This is a genomic window from Allobosea massiliensis, assembly GCF_042655245.1.
Classification (GTDB): domain Bacteria; phylum Pseudomonadota; class Alphaproteobacteria; order Rhizobiales; family Beijerinckiaceae; genus Allobosea; species Allobosea massiliensis.
On sequence record NZ_JBHSLU010000012.1, the window covers coordinates 56,928 to 77,106 of the forward strand.

Genomic DNA, 20,179 nt, shown 5'->3' on the forward strand with positions numbered 1-20,179 from the left:
GTTTAGGGCTTGTTCTCGCCGGCCCTGTAGGCCTGACGCTTGGCGGCGATCGCCTTGCTTTTTCCGATCGCGCCGCGGGAGTAGCGAGCCGTCGTCGAGGCCTGGGCGTGTCCGACGGATCCGCGGATCGTATCGAGATCGGCGCCGGCATCCTCGGCTTCCGTGATCGCGCCGGCGCGGGCGTCGGTGTTCCAGACGGCGTCCGGAATCCCTGCCGCACGGGCGATGACCCGCCAGTCGCGGGCATAGGCGAACTCAGCATAGGGCCGTCCGGCCGTCTCGTCGCGGATCAGGGGCCCGATCCGCTCGGCCACGGGCACTGTCTCAATCAGAGCCATGATGCTCGGAAAGAGCTTCAGGTCGTGCGAGACGAGGGCGCCCGTCTTCGTGGTCTCCTTCGAGACGACGAAGTCGCGGCCGAGATCGCCCCATGTGAGGCCGTTAGCCCAGCGCCGCCAACCCTTGCCGCGGCGGCCGCGCAGGACGAAACCCTCTGCGCCTTCACCGGCAGGCACCGGCAGCCACTCCCCTATCACGTCCTTCTGGCGCATGCCGGTTTCGAACTGGATGGCCGTGCCCAGCGCCAGCGACAGACGGCCCGCCTCGATCGCCTTCGGAATGAAGGCCTCGACATGGTGCGACTCGAGGCGGGAGCGTCGCCGCCGCGGGCCGGCGAATTCGGTCGCGCCGAGGATCGTCAGCAGCCGCGTGCACTGCTCGGTCGCCAGCTCGGCGGCGAGACCGTAGCGCAGCATCTCCCGCAGCATCTTCATGATCTTGCAGGCGCGGTCGATCCGCTCGGCGCCTCCCGGCTTCTTCGGCGCCTTGGCTGCCTCATACCAGCGCCTGAAGTCCTTCAGGCCGAGCGCGGCGAGGCTGCGCTGCCCGAAGGCCTTCTCGATCGTGCCGACGACGTGGAGTTGGCTGCGGCGGGTGTTGTATTTCCAGCCAGCGACCGGGCTCTCCTCGTCGATCTGGAAGCGCCGTGACAGCGAAGCGATGGTGCCGTCGAAGGCCGTATAATCCTGCTTCTGGCCGGCCGACCAAGCCAGCATCTCGGCCTGGAAACGCTGGCAGGCGGCCGAGACGAGCGGCAGATCGGCCGGTGTATCGGCGTAGTGCAGCCGCACCGTCTCCGGCTTAAAGCCAGTTGCGACGATATCGGCGCGGGCAACCCAGTAAAGCGCAACGGCGCCGCCGGCGCGCTTTCGTCGCTTCAAGCCCGGTGTGGGGTGATCATCTGAGCGCATCGAGATTCTCCGTTCCGTCCATAGCGGACGGGCCGAAGCTAGCGATTCCGTAGCGCTTGTTGAAATAGGCCAGGACGGCCGGCCAATAGCGTCCGCCCATGATCGGGTCGATGCGGGGCAGGCCGTCGCGCTCCAGGACGACCGCGCGTGCTCGCCAGTCAGCGGGGGTCTGGCTGAGCCGGCGCGCGATCTCGGCCTCGCAAGGGAACAGGCCGGCATCGGGTTTTCGCGCTGCGGCTCCCATCAGCGCACCGCCTCGCAGATCGGCAGCAGCGCTGCGCGGCGGGTCTCGACGTCGTCATTGTTGACCCAGCCGAGCAGCACGGCAGCGTGGCAGAGATCGGCCTCGCCGGGCTTCGGCCGCGTGCACCAGCAGGCGAGGTTCTTGCCCTTCAGCCGGCGCGTCTGCGCCTCAACGACATAGGGATATGCGCGGGCCGCCTCGAAGACGCCGTCGCCCAGCGTCAGCGGTACCAGACCATCGCAGATAGCGAGGAAGAGCCTGACGCACTCTGCGCGGGTGCCGTGTGTGCCGACGATGAAGGGGTTCCCAAGGATCGATGGGCGCGCGACGTTGATCGCGTCGAGGCCGTTGGTGGCCTGTGAGACGGCCTGCAGGTCGAAGCCCTTTCGGCGGGAGAGCTGGAGGCGGATCGGGGCGCTCATCACCACCTCGGATAGGTTTCGGCTTCACCGCGCGCGACGTTTCGGCCGAGGGCGGTAAGCTCGTACATGATCTGGTCTGGCTGCCCCGGCCGGCCGGGGTCTCTGCGATAGACCCGGAAGAGGCCGTGAAAGAGCGCGGCCTGCATCCGCCAGTCGTCGGCGCAGGTGTAGAAGTGGTCGCGGTAGCCGGCTTTCAGGCCTGTGCCGCCGTAAGCGTGCACCACGCAATGAAGGATGCCGGGATCGAGCTGCGGCGCCAGCGGATGTGGGGCTGGCAGCATGACGTCGTGCGATGGCGCACGCCGGACATGCTCGATCTGCCGGAGCGCGTCGCGCCAGCGCAGCTGCCAGGCGTCGCTGAGGTCTGCGATGACCTGGCTGCGGGCTTTGGAAGCGGTCGGGGCATAAACGACGCTCGGGCTTTCGAGGCCGCGCACGCCGACGAACCATGCCTTGCGGAGGCGGTCACCCATGGCTGGCCTCCCTCGCGTCGGCCTGTCGCTGCTGTTCGCTGCGCCAGTGCAGATAGCAGCCGCGCTTCTCGGCGCGCGGGCACCCGTCCCACCAGTGATAGCAAGAGCCAGGGCCAGCGGCAGGATCGCGGCCGCAGGCGTGCTTGCCCTTCGGCCGGGACCAGTGCGACGGCTGAGGCAGCGGCAAAGATGCCTGGATCTCACCCATGACGCACCTCCGGCATCGCATCATGCGTCACGCCGTCCAGGAGGCGGCCGGCGCGGGCTTTGCCGAACTGCGCGATGATCTCTGCGCCGGCGTCGTCGATGCGTCCGGTCGCCATCGCCTGCCCGCGCAGCAGCTGGCCGTCCCGGCAGAAAACGGCGAGTTTGCCCTTCGGCGGTCGAGCCGTCTCGCTTGGCGCCCACTCCCCCCACTGCTTGAAGAAGAAGGCCGTGCCGGCGGTGGCGCATTGGTCGCGGATCGAGCGCGCCCAGTCCGGGTGCATCGGCCGGGCGTTCGGGCCGCTCTCACCGCCGACGATCACCCAGTCGAGAAAAGTCGTGTCGGGGTGGTGCTGGACGGCGTTGCTCTCGCAATTGGGACAGATATGGCCGAAATCCTGAGCGCCGCATGCGCAAAACTCACCGAACGAAGTTGATGTCAGGCCGCATGCGTGACAGACCTCGCGGTCGGGTGCAGAACCGGAGCGCCAGCCGCACTCGGTAGCGCATTCGTAAGAGCCGCATAGCCATGCTCCGAAATCGATCGGACCCAGCAGCGGCTCGGCAGAGACGCCGACCCACGGGATGCCGAGCTTGGCTTTCAACGCCAGCAGGCGCGGGATGTCGCGGCCGGCCTCGTCCTGGTTGCAGACGGTGACCAGCAGGCCGGCATGCTTCGGCCAGGTCGTGACGCCGATGGCGGCCAAGCGCTTCTCGACCACGCTGATGCGCTTGGTGACGATCTGGATGTCAAGCCGGTTGCACTGGACGATCTTGCCCCAGGCCTCGGCGAACCATTCTATCGGCACCTCGGTGTCGAAGAGGTCCGACATCGACTGGATGAAGACGCGGCGCCGTGAATTGGGGTGATAGCCGCCTATCTCCGCATCGGCCGCCCACCAGGCATAGTCATTGTCGAGCCGGTTGAGCATGGCGGCGGCGCCCTTGATCTTGCGACGCGGCGCCCCGACTCCCCAGAGCCCGCCGCCGAATCGCCCAGCCCAGGTCTCGGCGTAGCAATGATCGCAGCCGGGCCCGACCTTGGTGCAGCCCCACCAGAAATTGACCGTGGCGTCGGTCCATTCGATGCCAGTGCGCTCGGCCATCACTGCACCTCAACCGGCGCGTCATGGGCGCGGCCTTCCCACCGGGCGATGACCTCAAGCATCGCGGCCTTCATGGCGTCGCGATCGACATTGCTGACGTAGTTGCAGAGGTTCGGCTCTCCGATCTTGAAGACGAGGACGGCGAAGCCGGCGCCGCCCAGCCCCTTGTCCATGGCGGCCGCGATGCCCTGCAGGATGTCGAGCGTCTTTCGGTCCGTCATCACTGCGCTCCGCACCAGTAGGCCGTCCGGGCTGCGCGGGCCGCGGCTCCGGTCGCCCAGGGCAGAGCCCGGCCTTCCGCGACCAGGACGCCGCCAAGATCGCGGCCGCCGGCGGAGAGGCGCGCGAGGGTGCGGCCGTAGAAATCCGTGCAGCGGCCCGAGGGCTCGCAGCGATCGACCGTCACCGGACCGCCGCGCAGCAGCTGGGCGAGGCGTTCCTTCGCCTTCAGGCCGGCCGTGAGTTCGGCTTCGCAATGCGCGTTGCGCGTCTCGGGCGCGTCAATGTTGTAGATGCGGATCCGCTCGGCCGGGTTGCCGGGCAGTGCGACGGTGTCGCCGTCGATGACGACGATGCGGTTGCCGTCGACCGCCTCGGCCCGCACCGCCACCGCGAACAGGGTCGCGAAGGCCATTACGGCGAGGGCGCCGAAGCCATAGACGATGGCGCGGGACCGGAAGCGCTCGAGCGGGCAGTTCTCGCCGCCCGGGCCGTCATAGGAATGGTCGTTCACGGCATCATCCCTTTCCGGGCTGCATCGAGAAAGGTTTCGAGGTCGGTCGCCAGCACGCGCCAGCGGTGCTGGCCGGCAACGCGGGGGGCCTGCTGCATGCGGTTGAACGCAGCCGTCAGGTCGAAGTCGTCGAGGCTGTCGATAATCGCCGGATGCTCGCGAAACTCCTGGCGGCGAGCAAAGACGTCGCAATAGGCCGAGATCGGCTCGACCTTGAGCAGCCCGACATTGCCGTCGCCGGCGTCGACGATGGCGCGCAGCGCGGTGACCAGGACGTCACGCTCATACAGGCGCTCCATGTTGTAGAGCACCATGACGGCGACCGTATCGCCGCGCTTCATCCGGTTCGCAGGCGTGTTGTCGACGATCCGGACGCCGGCCTCGTCGCAGATAGCGTTCAGCCGCAGCGCGGTCGCATCGCCGGCGGCCAGCCGCGCCTTGTGGACGGCCGGCGGCCGCACCGCGGTCTGCTGCATATTGACGGCGCTGAAGGCCCGCGCTTGCTCGGGGCCGTCCGCCTGAACGACCATGCAGGGGACCGACTTCATGCCGCGCAGCCGCGCGGCCGTGGTGCGGTGCTGCCCATCGATGATGGCGAAGCGGCCGCCCTCGACCGGCGCGACGATCACGGGCGCGAAATGCGTCCAGCGGAAGCCCTGCGCGATCGCGCGGACCTGCTTGCGACCCGAGAGCGTGATGCCGCGCTGGTAGGCTTCGTCGACGGCGAGCTGGCCGATCTCGATCCATTGCAGCTGCGGCGCGGGTCCGACGGACTCGCTGTAGGAGATCCCGGCATAGTCCGACACGTCGATCGAGCGGAGCGTTTCCATCAGGCCGCCTCCGCCAGATCTGCGGGGCGCCAGCCCTTCTCGGCCGCGGTCTTCACGGCGAGCTCGACGAGCTGGGCCTTGGTCCAGCCGACAGGGGCCGGCTGCTCCATCTCCTTCAGCGCGGCGCGGATCGCCGGCGCCTTCTGCGAACCGAACCAGGCGGCCGCGTCGAAGCCGGCGGGGTCGTCGACCTCGTCGGCGCCCCCGTCCTGATCCCGCCAGATGGCCAGCGCCGCATCGGCCGCGCTCTGATGGACTTCCGAGGCCGGGAGATCTTCGGCCTCCGTCCCCGGTTCGGCCGGCGTGTCGATCGCCGCGAAGACCTCACCGCGCAGAAGCGCCGGGAGCCAGCGATGGGCTGTGGCGAGGCGAGTGGCGACGGCGACCAGGTTGCCCTTCTTCAGCTTCGCGTGCTTGGCCGGCTCGTCGCCGCAGTCGGCGATCGCGGCCAGTGCCTCGGTCTTCGGCGCGGCGGTGAAATAGGCGGCCGCGTCGAAGCACTCGACCAGTGCGGCGCGGTGCGCGTCGAGCGGCAGGGCGCAGCGAAGGTCCGTCACGGCTGTCGGGCTCAGCGCATCGTTCGAGTTCGTGTTGTTGGCCTTGCTGGTGAAGTCCAGCGAGTGAGCGATCGCAGCCGCGACGTTGCGCTGCAGCGTCAGCTCGTCCCAGCCCAATGCAATCCGGAAAGCGTCGCCGAAGGACTGATTGCGGGTTTCCCAACTGCGTAGAGGCCACGGCAGATCGGGCCCGGCATGGCGGCCATTGATATCGATCCTCGTGGGGGCGCCGTAGGCAACGGCGCTGGCGACGAAAGCCGCAAGCGCGATGCGCGGCTCTGTCGCGAGGACCTCCGCTGCCGCGCGGGTAGCGCTCAACGCCAGTTCGTCCAGGAGATTAGCCGAGAGGCGCGCTGGTTCCGGCGCCTCGGGTGTCTCGCCCGCGGCCGTCGGCTGCGGCTTCGGAGCCTGCATCGCGGTTGCCTTCGGGGCCGCCGGCAGCCGCTTGTTCTTGAGGTGCCCGCGGATGACGTCGAGGCCGCCCTCGCGATTGATGCGGACGATGACGACAGCCTTGGCGCGCTGCTCCGCCGGGAGAGAGAGCCAGGCGGCGGCGCCCTCGTCGAAGGCGTCCCGCTCGTTCTCGATCTGCTCGATCTCGTCGTCGAGGCGATCATTCTCCTCCTGCAGCGCACGAGCCGCGATTGGCAGGTCATCTTCGTCTTCGCAGGTCGACCATGCCTCCTCGAGGGTCGGTTCGATCTCGAGCTGGCGGGCATGAATGGCGGCGAGGCGGGCTTCGATCTCGCGGATGCGCTCGGGCTTGTCCTCGTCGCGCAGGGCCGGCTTCGGAAGACGGTCCCAGCCGTGATGCCCATCGGCCTCCTGCTCGGTCAGGCCTTCGGCCCAGCCTTCCTCGGCGGCGAGACGCTCGGCCTCTGCTTTCAACTTGTCCCCGGCGAGGCGGTGAAGCAGGCCCGCATCGGCGAAGTCACGCTTCTCGACGAAGAGGTCGGCAACCAGCTCGCCGCCGGCGGCCACATAGGCTTCTTCACCGACGAAGAGCGCCATGGGTGAGTTGCCCGGGACGGATTCGCGCGTGAAGGCGCGGCGGATCGTGTCCCAGCGCAGCTCCCAGGCCTGCGTAGCCTTAGCGAGATAGGCCGCCTGCTCGGCCAGTCCGACGAGCGTGAAGGCGCGAGCGGAATCGCCGTTGATGCGGCCCTCGAGCCAGGCCTTCCGAACGTCCTCGTGCAGCCGGCCGAGCGCCTGGCGCTGCTCCACCTGGCGCAGGGTGATACCGAAATGGGCGGCGATCTCCTCGTTGGTCTTGCCGCGTTCGGCCAACTGAACGAAGGCCTCGTACTCGGCGACTGGATGGAGCGGCTTGCGAAGCACGTTGGCGGCAAGCGAGATCTCGAAGGCGTCGGCGTCCGGTTCGTCCAGGCGCAGCATGACCGGGACGAGAGCGTCCCAGCGGCCTTCATGGGCCAGCTGATGGATGGCCTTGAGGCGGCGGTTCCCGTCGATGATCTCGACGGCCTCGTCGCCGACAAGCCGGCCGACCAGCGGCTGCAGCAGACCGTGGGCGTCGATCGACGCGACGAGGTCGGACACGTCCTCTTCGCCTGGGCGACAGTTCACGGCCGTGCCGGGAATGAGTTGGTCCGGCCGATACTCGTTCAGATCCTGGCTCATGAGCCGTCAGTCCTTCTGAGGGAGGGTGAAGAGCGCATCGCGGGCACAGTCGACGACCGTCACCTCGATCGAGGTCGGGTCGGGCCAGAGCAGGCTGCGGCTCTCGGAGGGTTCGGGTCGGCAGGCCTTGCGCAGCACCGACTGGATGCGGCGCGCGAGATCGATGGCCGGGATGCCGGACGGCGTGTCGATCGCCACAATGACGGTGCGCGATGTCACGACACCGCCTCGCGGGTGCGGTCGGCGAGGTTCGCGGGACTCCTGACGGCCCGAGCGCGGGCCGCATGAAGCCGGCTGCTCCAGGTCTCGAAGCGCGTGACCCAAGCCTCGGCCGCTTTCGCCGGCGGCAGCACCTTGATCCGGTGTTTCAGGGCGAGCGGTTTGATCGTGCTCAGCTTGTCGTCCCAACGCCGTGGCTGCGGGCCGAGAAGGTGATCCCGCTCCGCGAGCAGCAGCTGCAGGTCGACATAGTGGACCCGATCGCGCAGCACGGGCGGCAACGGCCAGGGCAGGCCCGCCTCGGCATGAAGATAGCGGTCGATCGGCTCGGCGATCTGCCGGCGCAGCCGCTGGATCGACAGGCGCGGGCCGGAGACGTCGCCGAGGGCCGCGCGCGTCTCGTCGAGCGCCTGCTGAAGGGCGGCGAGGAACGGCGATGTCTGGTCGCCGAGCGGGCCCTCATGGCCATCATGAAGCAGGAAGGCCATCGCCAGCGCGTCGTCCTGCGTCTGCCCCCAGAGGAAGTCGGCGCCGATGCAGCAATGCTGGGCGACCGAATAAAGCATCCCGCTCGGCAACTGGTTGGCGAACCGGCCGGTGTTGCCGAGCGGGATGGCGATGTCGCGGCGGATGTCGAGCGTGCCTGGCTCGATGATCCGGCCGAGCGTGAGCGCCCGGCCGGAGGCGAGCGGCAGCCAGGGCGCGGCCGCGGCGGAGACGGTGGTTGCCGGCTTCATGGGGCGTCACTCCCACGAGAGAGACGGCGCTCGGTGATGCCCCCCGCAAGCCGCAGCAGCGACTCGAGGTCCGCCATGTCGACCATGTCGAAGGCGGCGTCTCCGTTCAGCCGCTTGGCGCGATAGAGCGCGTCGACGAAGAGCGTCTTCGTGGCCTGGACGGTGCGCCGCTCTTCGGCCCGCTCGCGATCTGCCTCCTGCCTCTGCAGCTCGGCCTCAGCCGGGCCGCCATCCGCCGCCCGCTCGAGCACCTCGCCCAGGCCGCGATTGTCCGGCTGCTCGCGTGGCACCATGGCGCCATTGTCCCTGGACCGGATCATCGGGCGGCCTCGCGCAGCTCGGGTTCGCAGTAGCCCGGGCGCAAGCTGAGCAGGCGGCGGTGGCTGACCTCGAGGGTCGAGAGAGCCAGACGGCGGAGCGCCGGCGTGTCGAGGCCGGCATCACGATCGCAGATCCGCTCGACGATGCGCGGAGAGACGACGCCGGCATCGGCCTGGATCAGGGCGACCTGGGCAAGCATCCAGCCAGCCCTGGCCGACAGCGCGAGCGGTCCTTGCGCGACCGTCGCGGGCAGAGGTTGCCCGCGCAGCCTTTCGACAAACCAGGCCATGTCGTCGGCGACAGCCTGCAGGCGGCGAATGGCGACGACGCGCGCCTGCGCTTCGCCGGCTGTGAGGGAGAGCGCGTCCATCTACGCCGCCTCCATGTCGCTGGCGGCGTCGCCCGTGGCATGCTTACCGCGTTCGGCGACGCGGGCGGCCAGCAGCTTGGCCGCGTGCGGGCCGAGAGAAGCCGCCATGTCCGGATGATAGCCGGCCCGGGCGAGATCGAAGATATCGGCGTAGCCGCGATCGATGCGGCCCTGGTCGAGCAACTCGACCATGTCGGCGATGACGACATCGCGGACGGCGGGCTCGAGCGGCGGCTCGTCTTTCAGCGAGGCTCGCGCCTCGCGGGCATAGGCGCCTTCGAGGCGCTGCCGGATCAGGGCGGAGTTGAGCGTCTCGACCGGGGTCGGACGGCCAGGGAGCGGGCGTTCGTGACGCATGGCAGCGCCTCCATCGGGTTGCGATGGGAGAACGCTAAGCGGGTGAATTTACCCTGTCAAGGGTTAGAGGGTATATTTCCGCATCCTCTCATCGGACGCCGTGGTGGGCATCCGATTCGCTGCGCATCATTGCCCGGCCAGAAACGCCCGCTTCCAGTGCGTATAGATCGCGCTCTGCTCTGCGGCCGACCATCCTGATCGATCGCAGGTGAACTTCTGGAGGTCCCGGCCATACACTGTGGCATTGGCAGGGAAGAGGTCTCCTGTTGCGGTCCACCAAATGCAGGCATTGCGCCGCGCAACCGGCATAGCGCCATCGCAGCCGGTCGTGAGACAGTCGGCGATCTTCCACATTAGGTCAGGGTGCATCTCGAGCGACCTCGCGACCGCCAGAAGATCCGATCGCTCTTCATTGCAGCGGGCAGCCGGTTTGCTGCCGCAGGGCCGGACGATTTTTCCGACCTGATGCGGTGAGAAGATTGGCTCGTCGGCTTCCCGCGCCCCGGCTGCCGCCCAGACGTTCAATGCCACCGCCGACTGCAGAGGCGAGGTAGAGGGCTGGGCTGCTGCGCCCAGCGACAGGGCAGCGAAGCCAAGAGATAGAACCCAGCCTCGCTTCATGGGCACCTCTTCAGATTCCGAAAAGCTCGTTCATCGTCAGCACCTTGTGCATGCTGACGACATACTGCGGATCGAATTCAATCTGGGCTGCGGGATTGAGCTGCGCCACGATGATCTTCGATGACGATCGGCGCACCAGCGTCTTGATGAAGGACTCGTAGGGGCCATCAGGCGTATAACGCGCCGTGATCGCCACCGTGTCGCCGACGTTGGGATGTTTGAAGGCGCTGACAAACCGCAGCTCGCCCGGCTTGTGCTCGGGCACCATCGAGGTGCCTTCGACATAGAGAGCATAGACCCCTTTTGCATTCGCCAATCCTGGCGGACGCGCCACGTAATCCACCACGCCACCCTCGAACTGAAACGCTCCGGCCATCGATCCGGCAATGGTACCTCTAACCTCAATGTCCTTTATGAGGCCTGAGCGATACGGGTAGTCAACGTCGGCTGGCCGGCTGTTGGGGATCGGCCGGCCCTCCAAGACCGGCGGCGCCGGATCACCGTCACCATCCATCAGCCACTCAAGCGAGCACTCAAGGCCCGCAGCTACCTTGCGAAGCGTGTCTGCACGCGGATTCCTCGTCCGGCCATTGATAATATCCCGGAGCAAATCCTTGTTATCGCTGATCTTCAGCGAAACAGCCGTTGCGTTGGTGCCAAGGCTTGCGAGGCGTTCCTCGATCCTCAGGGCGAGCGGTGTCTTCATGTCGGGTAAAATACCCCGCCGCACAATGGGCGTCTCTGCGGAAATACCGCCTTGACTGGAGGGTAAATTTCCGCATAGCGTCACGCCATGCTGACGTTGACCGACCAGATGCTGACCGTCGCCAAGGCCTATTGCGAGGCCCTCGGCGTGACGCTTTCCGTAGCCAGCCGGCGGGCCTTCGACGAGTCGAAGCTGCTTGTCGATCTGGATCGCGGTCATTCGTCGCCCACCCTCAAGCGGTCCGACCGCGCGCTGCGTTGGTTCTCAGACAATTGGCCGGAAGGCCATGTCTGGCCAGCCGACGTTCCTCGCCCCGCAAGGGCCGACGCTGCCTCAGCTGAGGCGGCCGAGAGGGCCGCGTGATGGTTTTGGCTCACTGGCGACCTCCGCCCTGATCTGACCTCGCCACCCTGACGCACCTTCACTCTGCCGTCGCCTTGAAAGACAGGGAGGATTTCACGTGGACTTTTCCAGCCTCGACACGGCAGAGCCGGGCTTCCTCCTGCTCAAGCGCGCGAGCCGCGTCCTAATCAAGGCGGCTGGTGGCCTGCACGCCGCCGGCGAGATTACGGGGCGCAGCCACGAGCAGATGCGCCGCTATGGCGACCCCGCAAGCCCCGAGACGCTGCCGGTGCATCTGGCCATGCGGCTCGAGGCTGATTGCGGGCAGCCCTATGTGACGCGCGCGCTGGCTGAACTCTCGGGCCACGCGTTGCGGCCGGTCCAGGGGCGCAGTGCCGATGGCGGCCTGCCGATGGCCTTCGCCGAGGCCACGATGGCCGGCGCCGAGTTCCACCGCGAAGTCGCGCTCGCCAAGGCCGACGGGGTGATCACTCCCAACGAAGAGAATGCGATCGCCCGGGCCGGCGCCAAGGCGCAGGCCGCGATCGGGACCGTGCTGGCGGTGGTGGCAGGGGCCACTCCGCCATCTCCGCCGCCGGCCGGACCGGCTGCGACGCCGACGCAGGACGGGCAAGTCTCGCGTCCCGTCCTGCGCTCGGTCGGAGAGGCCGGCTGATGGCGCCCCTACCGCTCTGGACCGACGAGCGCATCGGCCAATTGAAGGCCATGCTGGGGCGCGGTCTCAGCGCCGGCCAGATCGCCGACGAATTCGGTGACGTCTCGCGCAATGCCATCATCGGCAAGGTGCACCGGCTGGGCCTTGCCTTCTCGCGCGGCTGGGGTCAGCACGAGACGCCAGCCGAGGCCTCCGCGCGCAACCTGCGACCGGCGCAGCCCAAGGCTCCGAAGCCCACGGTCCCACGTGCCATTTCTCCCGCGAAGGCCAAAGCGAAACCGGCCGCGCCGCTGCCTGACGCGCCGGCAGTCGACCCGACCCCGAAGGCCTGGCCTAAGCCGGTCGGGCCGGAAGCTGTCGATCTCGATGGGCTCCGGTCCGGCCTCTGCCATATGCCCCTATGGGGGATCGAGGCTCGCAGCGGGCTCTATTGCGGCAAGCCGGTTCGCGCTGAGGGCCAAAGCTGGTGCGCGGCCTGCGCTCAGCTGACCTATGAAAAGCGGCCGATCCGGCAGCAGGAAGAACTCAACGCCGCGCGATCGCGCCGGGCAAAACAGCTGAGCCGTGACGGGGCCTTCGCATGAGTGTGGCCCCGCTCTCCTTCGACGAGATCGCGGCCCGGCTGCGGACAGCCGCGCTCGGCGAGACGATGGCGCTGAACCAGCTCGAGCTGCTGGTCGCGCAAAGCCCCTCCGAGGATCCGGCCCTGCGGCGGCTGACGATCGGCGAGACGTTGCGCCAGGCCGAAGCTCTGGCGAAGGCGAGCGAGATTGCGCTGGCGCTGGCGCGCAACCCGGATCTGGCGATCGGGCTCGGCTTCGCGCCGCAGAGCGAGGCGCTGTCGTGACGTTGCCGCCGCTCTCCTTCCGCGCCCAGGTGAAAAGGCTCGCGCTGCAGGGCCTTTCGCCGCGCGAGATCTCGCAGGCACTGTCGCGCTCGGCCGCCGCCGTGCAGCGCATGCTCTACAAGTTGCGGCTCGCCGGTGAATTGCCGCCGCCGGACGCGATCGACCCGTCCTCCCTGCCCGGCCGTGCGCTGGCGCTGATCGAGGCCGCCGGCGATGTCGGGCGCAGTGCGGCAGCGCTGCAGGCGGAGCTCATCTGCGCTCCGCCGGATCTGCGTCGGGCGCTGCGACGGCTTTGCGAGCTCGAGGCTGCGCGCGAAGATGCCGACCAGCGCTATCGCTCGGTCCAGGTGGCGCCGGCGCCGGTCACGACCGTGGCGCGACCGTCCGCGGGGCTCGAGGATATCGTCGGCCATGCGCTGCTCATCGCGGGCAAAGGCCAGCGCGATCGCGCAATCGCGTTTCTGCGGCGGGCCTGCGACCGCCTGCCGCCCGGCAAGTTCCAGGCCTATGTCGACAACTGGCTGGTGATCGCCGATCTGCTGGGCGCACCCGAGACCCGCGGTCCGGACGGGCGCCTGCGCGGCTATGGCGCCTTCTTCGACGTGGCGGGGATGGGCTGATGGCAGCCACCGCTCACAAGCCGGATCCCGCGTTCGACGCCTGGGTCGACCGCGCCAAGGCGGTCTCGACGCTCAATGCGGCGTTCAAGTTCGGCTTCTCGCCGAAGGGATCGGCCGGGCGGACGACGCGCCCGACGGGCGAGATCGCTGGCCCTTGCCCGCGCTGCGGCGGCGTAGACCGCTTCTCGGTGAACGCTAAGACGGGGCTGTGGAACTGCCGCGGCGCCGGCAAGGGCGGGGCCGATGCGATCAGCCTCGCGCGGTATCTCCTGATCGATGCCAGCTTCCTGGAGGCCGTCACCTTCCTGACCGGCGAAGCCAAGCCCGGACGGCCCGCGACCGAACCGACGGCGGAGGAGATCGCGGCGCAAGAGGCGGCGCTGGCGCAGCGCAAGGCGGACGACGCCGCGGCGCGGGAAAAGACCGAGCGCGCCAACAACCAGTTTCGCGAGGACGAGCGCCGGCGCTGCCATGCGCTCTGGCGCGCAGGCGAATCCGCGCCTGGTTCGCTCGTCGAGGCCTATCTGCGCTGGCGCTGCATCCCCGGTGTGCCCGTCGGCGCAAAGCTTCGGCTGCACCGCGAGATCCATCTGCGCCATCCGGCCGGCAAGCACGGCGCGATCTTCTGGACCGGACCGGCGATGCTGGCGCCGATCGCCGGCAATGACGGCCGTTTCATCGGGCTACACATGACCTGGCTGGATCCGGCTCTCGCGGATGGCGGCCTGCCGGCTGAGGCGAAGGGCAAGCTCGTCGCGGTCGTCGACGGCGAGCGGCTCGACGTCAAGCGCTCGCGCGGGACCAAACAAGGCGGGCACCTCGTACTGGTGCCGGCGCCGTCAGGCCGTGTGACGCGGATCGTCATCGGCGAAGGGATCGAGACAGTGCTCTCAGTCTGGGCGGCGATGCTCGAGGCCGGCGAGGACCTGTCGACGACGGAGTTCTGGTCCTCGATTGATCTCGGCAATCTGGGCGGCAAGGCGACGCGCTCCATCTCCCATCCGACACGGAAGAAGGCCGACAAGGCCGGGCGGCTGTTCCCGATTCGGGTGAGCGGGCCCGAGCCCGATGTCAGCGACCCCAGCCGGTCGATCGCCATCCCCCATGGTGTCGACCAGGTGCTGATCCTCGCCGATGGCGACAGCGATCGCTTCACGGTCGAGATGACGGTCGCCCGCGCCTCCGCCCGCTGGGCCCGGCCGGGCCTGACCGTTCGCGTGGCCTGGCCGGAAGACGGCGGCGACTTCAACGACATGCGGATTCGGATTGTGCGGGAGCGCGGGCGGATATGCGCGCAGCAGGAAAGGGGACAGTCGTGAGCACGGCGGAGAAGAAGCAAGCGGATCAAGAGACGATCGATGAGGGCGTGGATTTAGCGCTGATCCAGCTTTGCAACGTCCTGGGCGTCTCGACTGAGGCTGTGAATTGGGACGCCGCCAGCGAAACATTCGAGGGCGACGTGCAGTCGGTTATCTGCAGTATTCTCCGAGCCAAGTATGGCGAGTACTGGTCAGCAGACGACGGGCTTGAAAGCGCACGCCTTGAAGCAGCCAACGCCCGCATCGCAGAGCTGGAGTTGCTGATCAACAGTCCTGAAACGGACGATTGGTTGACGGGCGCCCGTTTGGAAGCGGCGCATCAGGTCGAGCGCTATGGCGCCGAGCACGATGCGGGCAAGACGGCTTGGGATTGGTTCTGGCTCATCGGCTATTTGGCGCAAAAGGCTGCAGCGGCTCAAACCGCTGGCGATTCCTCCAAGGCCAAGCACCACACAATCTCGACCGCAGCCGCGTTGCTGAACTGGCACCGCCATCTGGGTGGTATCGATCAGCGCATGCGGCCTGGTATCGACCCTGTCGAACGCGGGATCGTGTCATGATCGCGCGCGTCACCTTCGACGCTCTGGCGCGGGCAATCTACGAGGCGCGCTTCGCTGACGAGCCGAGGCGCTGCGTCACGCGCTATGAGGATCTCCCGTCGGAGGCGATCGCCGTCTGGCATCGCTGCGCGCGGACCGCGATGGCGCTTTGCGCCTCCGGATCCGGCGATCTGGGCGGGCATGTTTGGGAAGCCGGCATCACGGAGGATGGGCTGCCCTGGGCGGTCTATGTCTATGGCCATCACGACACGGCCGCCTTTATCAGCCCGGCCTATCGCCAGCGCATGGCGCGGGAGCTCGACCGGATGGGCTGCGAGGATCCGTTCGAATGGCTGGCCGGAAAGCCGGCCGAGCAGCTGTGGATCTATGATTCCAGCGAAGACCCTGCCGAGCCCGACGAGTTCGGCATGCTCTTCTGCTCTTCCGAGCAGCCCGGGGCGATCGCGATCACGGGGGTGCGGTTTCCGTGATGCCGGCCTTCGCTATCCTGCCGACACGACGGGCGGAGACGGTCACATTTGACCCGTCCCGGGCGGAGCTAGCCTCCGCCCGATGACAGCCCGCGACGACACGCCCTCAGACGATCCGATTCTCGGCGCGGTCCAGGCCGCGGCGCCCGTCTCCTCCGCGCCTTCTCCCGATCGTACCGACGATGGCGACGCCGGCGACGGGCATGACGATGGCGAGGGCGAACGGCCGCAGCTCGGCGCGGCCGAATGGGCTCTGATCAAGCAATGCGTCGCCCAGGGCACGCACGACATCGGCAATTCCCGGCGCTTCCGCTTCCGCTGCGGGCATGAAGTCATCCATATCCAGAACGTCGGATGGCACGTCTATGACGGGCGCCGTTGGATCGAGGATATCGACGGCGTCCACATCACGCCGCTGGTGCACAGGACCGTCGAGGCGATCGCGCTTGAGGCGCATCTGATCGAGCCGACCGAGCGCGAGGCGGCCGCAATCGAGCTCGGCGACGCCGCGCAGGCGATGAAGGATTCGGTCAACTGGGCCGAGGCCGGCGAGGCCGACAAGGCGCAGCTGCCCGAGCTGAACCGGCAGATCGCGGCCGGCTCGCGCGCGCGAAAAGCCGTGGCGAACCGCAAGGCGCAGCGCCGGCGCTTCGCCAACTCGGCGTGCAACACAGGCAAGATCGACGGCATGCTGAAGCAGTCGATCGGCTTTCTCTCGAAGCCGCTGGCGGAGTTCGACGTCGACCCGCTGGCGCTGAACCTCGAAAACGGGACGCTGCGGATCCGCGTCGTCGAAACCGAGGATGAGGAATCCGACCCCACCGACCCGCGCTATCGCCGCGAGGTTTCGATTGCACTCGAGGAGCATCGGCGCGACGACTGGATCTGCAAGCTCGCGCCCGTCGGCCACGATCCGAAGGCTGCCTGCCCGATCTTCGACGCGTTCCTGGCACGCATCCTGCCGGAGCCCTCGATCCGCGACTACATGCTGCGCTATCTCGGCTACGCCCTGACCGCGCTCACCATGGAGCAGGTCTTCGTGCTGCTGCACGGCGAGGGGCGCAACGGCAAGTCGACGCTGGTCGACATCGTCTCGCGCATCGCCGGCGACTATGCGACCTCGCTGCCGATCGCGACGCTGACGGGCGAGGACCGGCGCAAGGGGGCCGAGGCGACGCCCGACCTGGTGCGGACGCCCGGCGCCCGCCTGGTGCGCGCGGCCGAGCCGAAGGAAGGCATGGCCTTCGACGAGAGCCTGATCAAATCCCTGACGTCGGGCGAGCCGATCCTGGTGCGCCGGCTCAACCACGAGTTCAACGAGGTCTATCCGAAGTTCAAGCTGCTGATCTCGGCCAACCGCAAGCCGGTGATCAAGGGCAATGACGACGGCATCTGGCGCCGCGTCGTGCTGATTCCCTTCGACGTGCAGATCCCGAAGGACGAGATCGACAAGAAGCTGCCCGACAAGCTCTGGGCCGAGCGCGCCGGCATCCTCAACCGGCTGCTCGGCGGCCTCTCCGACTTCCTGCAGCGCGGGGCCCTCGACCCACCCGCCGCGATCCAGGCGGCCAGCCAAGAATATCGCGACGAAAGCGACCAGATGGGCGCCTTCGTCCGCGAGGCCCTGATCGTGACGAAGCAGCCGCACGACACCGAGACGGCCGGCGCGCTCGTCGAGGCCATGACGGTTTGGTGCCGCAAGGCTGGCCTGACCCCGTTCAAGCCCAACACGATCACGCGGCGGCTGCCGAAGACCGCGCACGACTTCGGCTTCGAGAAGGCCAAGTCGTCGACCTCGATCTATGTCGGCGTGCAGATCCGCGATGAGTTCAAGGCCTCTGACGATGACGGCCGCTGGCCCTCGCGCACCCATCGCGACGACTGACGGGAGGCTAGGGAGGGTAGCGTTCGCTCCGGCGGCTACCCTCCCAAAAGGGGCGCGGGGAAAAGCCCCGACAGACCAATGGGTTGCAAGTGGCGCGGGAGGCTAGGGAGGCTAGGGAGGGTAATCGGATATGCCCGCACGCGCGTATCGCGGGGAGAAAGGGGGATGGGCCGCAGCGATGGGCAAGTGTGTTTTTTGTGGCCTCATAGCCCTTTACCCTCCCTAGCCTCCCTATCCTCCCAAACGAGAGAAAAAGAACAAAGAGAAGAATGGGTTAGAGGTTCGGTGGCTTTGGGAGGCAAGCGGTTTTGCGCTTCGCTACCCTCCCTAGCCTCCCAGATCGGGGAATGAACGGATGAAGACGATCGGAATTGAGGCCTTCCTGTCGTGGGCCTATCGCGAGGAACTGCCTAAGGCGGAGGCCGGGACCGGCCAGGCGCTGACAGGGACGCTGGGCGGCACGCTGGCTGGCGGATGGGACGCAGTCTCGCGGCAGGGCGAGCTGATGGCCGAGACGGTTCGCGACGGCCGGGTCAACGCCTTTGGCGTATTGCCGCTCTCGATCGACTGCGGTCCTCCGCATCCTGACGCGCTCGTCGCTCATAAAGCCGTCTCGGCGCTGGACTGCTGGGAGATCGGCCTGCCGGAGGATTGGGATCCGCTCGCCGACATGCATCTCAGCGAAGCGGACCGGCGTGACGCGGTCGCCCGTGCGATGCCGCGCATCGTCGTCGGCCGCGAGGGCGTTGCCCGCTTCCGCCAGCGCCCGGCCGAGCTGGTGCGCCATCATGCGATCATGCGCAGCGCGCCATGCTGGGAGGCGCAGGCGCCGGTCTCGAAGTTCGTTACAGGCCCGACCGGCAACCCGGCATGGTTTCGGCGGGTGACGGTCACCGAGGGCATGACAACGTTCGAGCGTGAGGTGGACGGTTTCAATCAGCGCACGCGGCGGCCGTGGCCTGGCGCCTACAAGAAAACCTATCTCGACCCCGACCCGGCCTTCGCCGCAGCGGACCGGGCGGAGTACGAGATATGGCATGCTGCCGTGGCGCACGTGACCGAAACGCTCGCCAACGCGGCGCTGGCGGGCCATCGCGTGCTGCCTCCAGCCCGCCCGGCTCGACCCTGGGAAGGGAGGGGAGATGCTGCTCGGGCGCCGTTGACTGCGACCTTCGCTTGACATACCCCTCGAAGCGTCAAATTCCGTCCGCCGCCCGGGTCACTCCCGAGGCGGCGTTTTCATTGGAGGCGCAGGGATGGTGAAGCCGATCCTCCTGCGCTGCGACGGTTCGGACTTCCGCCATCTCGGCAACCTCTATGCCGCAGCCGGCAAGCGCGCCCCCGTCGCCGTCCGCCGCGCGGTCAGCCGCAAGGGCGAAAAAGCCCGCGGACTGATGACCCGGGCCGTTCGCGATCGCCTGCGCATCACGCTCAAGGCGGTGCGCCGGCACATCGCAGGCCGCATGATCGCGGCCGCCAGCTATGCCGTGATCGCACGGGGCACGATCCGCCTGAACGAGTTCGCCACTGTCCAGGACAGCGGCGGCGTCAAGGTCGACCACATCCCGCGCGGCTGGGTCGAAGGCCAGGACAAATTGGCGATCGCTTTCCAGGCGAAAAAGGGAAAGCCAGCGAACCAGCCGGGCAACGCGGCCAAGCGGCGCGGCACGCTCGGGGGTCGGATCGTCTACGGTGTCGGCAAAGGCAGGCGGCAGGGCTTTCGCTCCGTCGCCGGCGTCATGGTGCCATCGGCCTTCGTCGACAGCAGAGCGCAAGGCGAGTTCGCCAAGGTGGCCGCCGAGCTGCCGGCTGAACTGGCGCATCAGCTCTGGGTCGTGACCGAAGGCGTCGATCTCGCAGCCAGCCGCGCCCGGTCCGCCCGCACAGGCCGCGCGTGGCGGCTGTGAGCCTGCCCGCCTGGCGCGACGATGGCCGGCGCGGCTCGCGCGGGGTCGCGCGGTCGAAATGTTTCACGAAAATGTTTCACGGGTCCTTCCCAGGGGCGCCACACCCTGCGGGTAAGAATGCCCGCGGGATTTCTCTAGTGGCCCGGTTGCGTGACGCGGTGCACGGATCGTCACGGATATGAGCGGCGATGCACGCTTCATGTCCGTGTCAAAAGCGGCGGAGATCGTCTCGGCCTCGGAAGGCCAGCGCGTCGATCGCTCGACGCTGTCGCGCTACATCAAGCGCTACGCCTCGGACTTCGCTCCCAGGCGCGAGGGCCGCGAGACCCTGATTGACGTCAACGCCCTGCTCGAGCACCGGAAGGTCAACATCCGGGTCGAGCGCGGATCTGCCGAGCCCTTCAAGGGCGACGTCAAGGTCGCTTCGACCAAAGAGCGCAAGGGCGAGATCGGCGTCCGCATCGCGGAGATCGAGCTCGAGCGCGAGGAAGAGAAGCGCGCCCGGGAGCGTGGCGAGATCATCTATGTGGCCGACCTGGCCGCCGCGGCGGAAGCCGCCATCAAGGCCTTCGGCGCGGCGCTCGACGAAGCGGAGAGTGACGCCGCCGAGGACATCGCCCGCCGCACGCGCTCGGAGGCCCGCCATGTCAGGCCGGGTCTGCGGACGCTGAAGCGATCCGCCCTGGAAGCCTTCACCCGCGCCCTGACCCGGGTGCTGCCGTCGTCGGAGGTCGACACACCGTCAGCGTAAGGACTGCGCCTGCA

The 20,179-nt window shown here is 68.0% G+C and carries 27 protein-coding genes; 11 read left to right on the forward strand and 16 right to left on the reverse strand.

What is annotated here, in order from left to right; genetic code table 11:
• Positions 1-2 precede the first annotated feature (2 nt).
• From ACFPN9_RS07585 to ACFPN9_RS07660, 16 genes are all read right to left on the reverse strand, one after another.
• A complete protein-coding gene (locus ACFPN9_RS07585) occupies positions 3-1,250 on the reverse strand; it encodes an integrase (RefSeq protein WP_377816181.1) in 1,248 nt (415 codons plus the stop codon).
• On the reverse strand, positions 1,237-1,494 hold the full coding sequence (locus tag ACFPN9_RS07590) for a hypothetical protein (protein WP_377816183.1): 258 nt from the start codon (positions 1,492-1,494) through the stop codon (positions 1,237-1,239). The genes ACFPN9_RS07585 and ACFPN9_RS07590 overlap by 14 nt, the downstream gene beginning before the upstream one ends.
• The gene (locus tag ACFPN9_RS07595; protein WP_377816185.1) at positions 1,494-1,916 is read right to left on the reverse strand and encodes a DUF4326 domain-containing protein; all 423 of its coding nucleotides are present in this window, start codon (positions 1,914-1,916) and stop codon (positions 1,494-1,496) included. The genes ACFPN9_RS07590 and ACFPN9_RS07595 overlap by 1 nt, the downstream gene beginning before the upstream one ends.
• On the reverse strand, positions 1,916-2,389 hold the full coding sequence (locus ACFPN9_RS07600; protein ID WP_377816187.1) for a hypothetical protein: 474 nt from the start codon (positions 2,387-2,389) through the stop codon (positions 1,916-1,918). Before ACFPN9_RS07600 ends, ACFPN9_RS07595 begins: the two co-directional genes overlap by 1 nt.
• 200 nt (positions 2,390-2,589) lie before the next feature.
• Positions 2,590-3,699: a DUF5131 family protein gene (locus ACFPN9_RS07605; RefSeq protein ID WP_377816190.1), complete on the reverse strand. Its 1,110-nt coding sequence runs from the start codon at positions 3,697-3,699 to the stop codon at positions 2,590-2,592.
• A complete protein-coding gene (locus ACFPN9_RS07610; RefSeq protein WP_377816192.1) occupies positions 3,699-3,920 on the reverse strand; it encodes a hypothetical protein in 222 nt (73 codons plus the stop codon). The genes ACFPN9_RS07605 and ACFPN9_RS07610 overlap by 1 nt, the downstream gene beginning before the upstream one ends.
• Positions 3,920-4,432 (reverse strand): thermonuclease family protein, encoded by a 513-nt coding sequence (locus ACFPN9_RS07615; protein ID WP_377816195.1) that lies wholly within the window; start codon positions 4,430-4,432, stop codon positions 3,920-3,922. Before ACFPN9_RS07615 ends, ACFPN9_RS07610 begins: the two co-directional genes overlap by 1 nt.
• A complete protein-coding gene (locus tag ACFPN9_RS07620; protein WP_377816197.1) occupies positions 4,429-5,262 on the reverse strand; it encodes a ParB N-terminal domain-containing protein in 834 nt (277 codons plus the stop codon). The genes ACFPN9_RS07615 and ACFPN9_RS07620 overlap by 4 nt, the downstream gene beginning before the upstream one ends.
• Positions 5,262-7,457, reverse strand: coding sequence for a ParB/RepB/Spo0J family partition protein (locus tag ACFPN9_RS07625; protein WP_377816199.1), 2,196 nt, complete (start codon positions 7,455-7,457; stop codon positions 5,262-5,264). The genes ACFPN9_RS07620 and ACFPN9_RS07625 overlap by 1 nt, the downstream gene beginning before the upstream one ends.
• 6 nt (positions 7,458-7,463) lie before the next feature.
• Positions 7,464-7,676, reverse strand: a complete 213-nt coding sequence (locus tag ACFPN9_RS07630; RefSeq protein WP_377816201.1) for a hypothetical protein — start codon at positions 7,674-7,676, stop codon at positions 7,464-7,466.
• The gene (locus ACFPN9_RS07635; RefSeq protein WP_377816203.1) at positions 7,673-8,413 is read right to left on the reverse strand and encodes a hypothetical protein; all 741 of its coding nucleotides are present in this window, start codon (positions 8,411-8,413) and stop codon (positions 7,673-7,675) included. The genes ACFPN9_RS07630 and ACFPN9_RS07635 overlap by 4 nt, the downstream gene beginning before the upstream one ends.
• Positions 8,410-8,733: a hypothetical protein gene (locus ACFPN9_RS07640; RefSeq protein ID WP_377816205.1), complete on the reverse strand. Its 324-nt coding sequence runs from the start codon at positions 8,731-8,733 to the stop codon at positions 8,410-8,412. Before ACFPN9_RS07640 ends, ACFPN9_RS07635 begins: the two co-directional genes overlap by 4 nt.
• The gene (locus tag ACFPN9_RS07645) at positions 8,730-9,104 is read right to left on the reverse strand and encodes a hypothetical protein (protein WP_377816207.1); all 375 of its coding nucleotides are present in this window, start codon (positions 9,102-9,104) and stop codon (positions 8,730-8,732) included. Before ACFPN9_RS07645 ends, ACFPN9_RS07640 begins: the two co-directional genes overlap by 4 nt.
• Positions 9,105-9,461 carry a hypothetical protein gene (locus ACFPN9_RS07650; RefSeq protein ID WP_377816209.1) on the reverse strand — a complete coding sequence of 119 codons (357 nt, stop codon included), beginning with the start codon at positions 9,459-9,461 and terminating at the stop codon, positions 9,105-9,107.
• Between the two features lie 126 nt (positions 9,462-9,587).
• Entirely contained in the window at positions 9,588-10,082 is a 495-nt protein-coding gene (locus ACFPN9_RS07655) for a hypothetical protein (RefSeq protein ID WP_377816211.1), read from the reverse strand.
• Positions 10,083-10,092: 10 nt separating this feature from the next.
• Positions 10,093-11,007, reverse strand: coding sequence for an XRE family transcriptional regulator (locus tag ACFPN9_RS07660; RefSeq protein ID WP_377816213.1), 915 nt, complete (start codon positions 11,005-11,007; stop codon positions 10,093-10,095).
• 241 nt (positions 11,008-11,248) lie between these two features.
• Between ACFPN9_RS07660 and ACFPN9_RS07665 the strand changes: the two genes are divergently transcribed.
• From ACFPN9_RS07665 to ACFPN9_RS07715, 11 genes are all read left to right on the forward strand, one after another.
• Complete coding sequence (locus ACFPN9_RS07665) at positions 11,249-11,806, forward strand: phage regulatory CII family protein (protein ID WP_377816215.1); 558 nt, start codon at positions 11,249-11,251, stop codon at positions 11,804-11,806.
• Positions 11,806-12,390 (forward strand): GcrA family cell cycle regulator, encoded by a 585-nt coding sequence (locus tag ACFPN9_RS07670; protein WP_377816217.1) that lies wholly within the window; start codon positions 11,806-11,808, stop codon positions 12,388-12,390. Before ACFPN9_RS07665 ends, ACFPN9_RS07670 begins: the two co-directional genes overlap by 1 nt.
• Positions 12,387-12,653 carry a hypothetical protein gene (locus ACFPN9_RS07675; protein ID WP_377816219.1) on the forward strand — a complete coding sequence of 89 codons (267 nt, stop codon included), beginning with the start codon at positions 12,387-12,389 and terminating at the stop codon, positions 12,651-12,653. Before ACFPN9_RS07670 ends, ACFPN9_RS07675 begins: the two co-directional genes overlap by 4 nt.
• Complete coding sequence (locus tag ACFPN9_RS07680) at positions 12,650-13,273, forward strand: hypothetical protein (protein WP_377816221.1); 624 nt, start codon at positions 12,650-12,652, stop codon at positions 13,271-13,273. Before ACFPN9_RS07675 ends, ACFPN9_RS07680 begins: the two co-directional genes overlap by 4 nt.
• Complete coding sequence (locus ACFPN9_RS07685) at positions 13,273-14,592, forward strand: DUF7146 domain-containing protein (RefSeq protein ID WP_377816223.1); 1,320 nt, start codon at positions 13,273-13,275, stop codon at positions 14,590-14,592. The genes ACFPN9_RS07680 and ACFPN9_RS07685 overlap by 1 nt, the downstream gene beginning before the upstream one ends.
• The gene (locus tag ACFPN9_RS07690) at positions 14,589-15,152 is read left to right on the forward strand and encodes a hypothetical protein (RefSeq protein WP_377816225.1); all 564 of its coding nucleotides are present in this window, start codon (positions 14,589-14,591) and stop codon (positions 15,150-15,152) included. Before ACFPN9_RS07685 ends, ACFPN9_RS07690 begins: the two co-directional genes overlap by 4 nt.
• On the forward strand, positions 15,149-15,622 hold the full coding sequence (locus ACFPN9_RS07695; protein ID WP_377816227.1) for a hypothetical protein: 474 nt from the start codon (positions 15,149-15,151) through the stop codon (positions 15,620-15,622). The genes ACFPN9_RS07690 and ACFPN9_RS07695 overlap by 4 nt, the downstream gene beginning before the upstream one ends.
• An 82-nt stretch (positions 15,623-15,704) precedes the next feature.
• On the forward strand, positions 15,705-17,507 hold the full coding sequence (locus ACFPN9_RS07700; RefSeq protein WP_377816229.1) for a DNA primase family protein: 1,803 nt from the start codon (positions 15,705-15,707) through the stop codon (positions 17,505-17,507).
• A 355-nt stretch (positions 17,508-17,862) separates the two neighbouring features.
• The gene (locus ACFPN9_RS07705) at positions 17,863-18,687 is read left to right on the forward strand and encodes a hypothetical protein (protein WP_377816231.1); all 825 of its coding nucleotides are present in this window, start codon (positions 17,863-17,865) and stop codon (positions 18,685-18,687) included.
• A gap of 76 nt (positions 18,688-18,763) precedes the next feature.
• On the forward strand, positions 18,764-19,414 hold the full coding sequence (locus ACFPN9_RS07710) for a hypothetical protein (RefSeq protein ID WP_377816233.1): 651 nt from the start codon (positions 18,764-18,766) through the stop codon (positions 19,412-19,414).
• A gap of 199 nt (positions 19,415-19,613) precedes the next feature.
• Complete coding sequence (locus ACFPN9_RS07715) at positions 19,614-20,165, forward strand: hypothetical protein (RefSeq protein WP_377816235.1); 552 nt, start codon at positions 19,614-19,616, stop codon at positions 20,163-20,165.
• Positions 20,166-20,179: the final 14 nt, after the last annotated feature.

Bases quoted from the DNA above. Each gene is read 5' to 3' on its own strand.
- ACFPN9_RS07585 (WP_377816181.1), bottom strand. From the start codon at position 1,250: ATGCGCTCAGATGATCACCCCACACCGGGCTTGAAGCGACGAAAGCGC.
- ACFPN9_RS07590 (WP_377816183.1), bottom strand. From the start codon at position 1,494: ATGGGAGCCGCAGCGCGAAAACCCGATGCCGGCCTGTTCCCTTGCGAG.
- ACFPN9_RS07595 (WP_377816185.1), bottom strand. From the start codon at position 1,916: ATGAGCGCCCCGATCCGCCTCCAGCTCTCCCGCCGAAAGGGCTTCGAC.
- ACFPN9_RS07600 (WP_377816187.1), bottom strand. From the start codon at position 2,389: ATGGGTGACCGCCTCCGCAAGGCATGGTTCGTCGGCGTGCGCGGCCTC.
- ACFPN9_RS07605 (WP_377816190.1), bottom strand. From the start codon at position 3,699: ATGGCCGAGCGCACTGGCATCGAATGGACCGACGCCACGGTCAATTTC.
- ACFPN9_RS07610 (WP_377816192.1), bottom strand. From the start codon at position 3,920: ATGACGGACCGAAAGACGCTCGACATCCTGCAGGGCATCGCGGCCGCC.
- ACFPN9_RS07620 (WP_377816197.1), bottom strand. From the start codon at position 5,262: ATGGAAACGCTCCGCTCGATCGACGTGTCGGACTATGCCGGGATCTCC.
- ACFPN9_RS07625 (WP_377816199.1), bottom strand. From the start codon at position 7,457: ATGAGCCAGGATCTGAACGAGTATCGGCCGGACCAACTCATTCCCGGC.
- ACFPN9_RS07635 (WP_377816203.1), bottom strand. From the start codon at position 8,413: ATGAAGCCGGCAACCACCGTCTCCGCCGCGGCCGCGCCCTGGCTGCCG.
- ACFPN9_RS07640 (WP_377816205.1), bottom strand. From the start codon at position 8,733: ATGATCCGGTCCAGGGACAATGGCGCCATGGTGCCACGCGAGCAGCCG.
- ACFPN9_RS07645 (WP_377816207.1), bottom strand. From the start codon at position 9,104: ATGGACGCGCTCTCCCTCACAGCCGGCGAAGCGCAGGCGCGCGTCGTC.
- ACFPN9_RS07650 (WP_377816209.1), bottom strand. From the start codon at position 9,461: ATGCGTCACGAACGCCCGCTCCCTGGCCGTCCGACCCCGGTCGAGACG.
- ACFPN9_RS07655 (WP_377816211.1), bottom strand. From the start codon at position 10,082: ATGAAGCGAGGCTGGGTTCTATCTCTTGGCTTCGCTGCCCTGTCGCTG.
- ACFPN9_RS07660 (WP_377816213.1), bottom strand. From the start codon at position 11,007: ATGACCGCGATCCAGATCGACAAGCAGCTTCGACTCGTCGAAGGCCCG.
- ACFPN9_RS07670 (WP_377816217.1), top strand. From the start codon at position 11,806: ATGGCGCCCCTACCGCTCTGGACCGACGAGCGCATCGGCCAATTGAAG.
- ACFPN9_RS07675 (WP_377816219.1), top strand. From the start codon at position 12,387: ATGAGTGTGGCCCCGCTCTCCTTCGACGAGATCGCGGCCCGGCTGCGG.
- ACFPN9_RS07685 (WP_377816223.1), top strand. From the start codon at position 13,273: ATGGCAGCCACCGCTCACAAGCCGGATCCCGCGTTCGACGCCTGGGTC.
- ACFPN9_RS07695 (WP_377816227.1), top strand. From the start codon at position 15,149: ATGATCGCGCGCGTCACCTTCGACGCTCTGGCGCGGGCAATCTACGAG.
- ACFPN9_RS07700 (WP_377816229.1), top strand. From the start codon at position 15,705: ATGACAGCCCGCGACGACACGCCCTCAGACGATCCGATTCTCGGCGCG.
- ACFPN9_RS07705 (WP_377816231.1), top strand. From the start codon at position 17,863: ATGAAGACGATCGGAATTGAGGCCTTCCTGTCGTGGGCCTATCGCGAG.
- ACFPN9_RS07710 (WP_377816233.1), top strand. From the start codon at position 18,764: ATGGTGAAGCCGATCCTCCTGCGCTGCGACGGTTCGGACTTCCGCCAT.
- ACFPN9_RS07715 (WP_377816235.1), top strand. From the start codon at position 19,614: ATGTCCGTGTCAAAAGCGGCGGAGATCGTCTCGGCCTCGGAAGGCCAG.